Source organism: Bradyrhizobium sp. Leo78 (assembly GCF_059512425.1).
This window is the reverse complement of record NZ_JCAMOT010000152.1, coordinates 1-1,053: the sequence shown is the minus strand read 5'-3', so window position 1 is coordinate 1,053 and position 1,053 is coordinate 1. Positions and strand designations below refer to the sequence as shown.

Below are 1,053 nucleotides of genomic sequence, written 5' to 3'. Positions count from 1 at the left end.
TCCTCGCCTTGGCAGGGCTTCCCCGGCAACATCTCGGACTTCCTGCTCGGCGGCCAGAACAATGATACCGGCGTCAACAACATCCAATACACTGCGGATTTCGGCAACGGAGTGACCGGCACCATCGGCCTCGACGATCCGACGGTATGGGACCGCACCGCCGTCTACAACCTGTCGCTGCCGCTGAACGCCACGCTGAACACGGGCAACGCTTATGCCGGCGTCCACGCACCCGATGTGGTCGGCAACATCCGCGTCGACCAGGCTTGGGGTCTGTTCCAGATTTCCGCCGCGGCGCATGAGGTCAACGCCTCCTACAATGTCCTGAACGCCCTTGGAGCGCCAGCGGGCGCCGTCGGCCTGCCAGGCGCGGCGCCGACCGGAGCGTCCGAGCTTTCCGGACATCCCGACACCTCCTGGGGCGGCGCGGTCATGGCGGCGTTACAGATCAAGAATATCCCGACCGGGACCGGTGACGACATCAAGATGGACGCGAGCTATTCCAAGGGAGCGACCAAATACATCATCTCGTCGGCTTCAACCTCGCCGAGCTTTGCCATGTTCGGCAGCTCCAGCACTTTTGGCGCCTATCAGAGCATCGGGTTCGGGGCGACGACCGATGCCGTCTATCTGCCGGTCGCAGCCGGCGGCGATGGCTCGCTGCATCTGACGGAGGCCTTTGGCATTCGTGGTGCGTTCAACCACAACTGGGACCCATATTGGTCGTCGAGCCTCTTCGGCTCGTATGTGGGCGTCCGCTATGACGGCGCGGCCAAGGCCTTTATCTGCGCGAACTACACCACGCCCGGCAAAGCGGTCAGTGCGGACTACGTCTGCAACCCCGACTTCAACTTGTCGCAGCTCGGTGTCATCACCCGCTGGACCCCGGTCAAGAACCTGACCTTCTCCGCCGAATTCATGTGGTTCCACCTCGACCAGAAATTCCAGGGCTCCGCGGTCCTTGGAGCTTCGGCTCCGAAGCCTACCGCGCGCTACGAGTTCAGCGATCAGGACACGTTCCACCTGCAGCTTCGCGCCCAGCGGAACTTCTGA

General features: G+C 62.9%; 1 protein-coding gene. It reads left to right on the top strand.

The features are described 5' to 3' along the window. On the top strand, positions 1 to 1,053 hold a 1,053-nt coding region (locus AC5ZG1_RS43990; protein ID WP_496136518.1), incomplete at its 5' end, for a porin.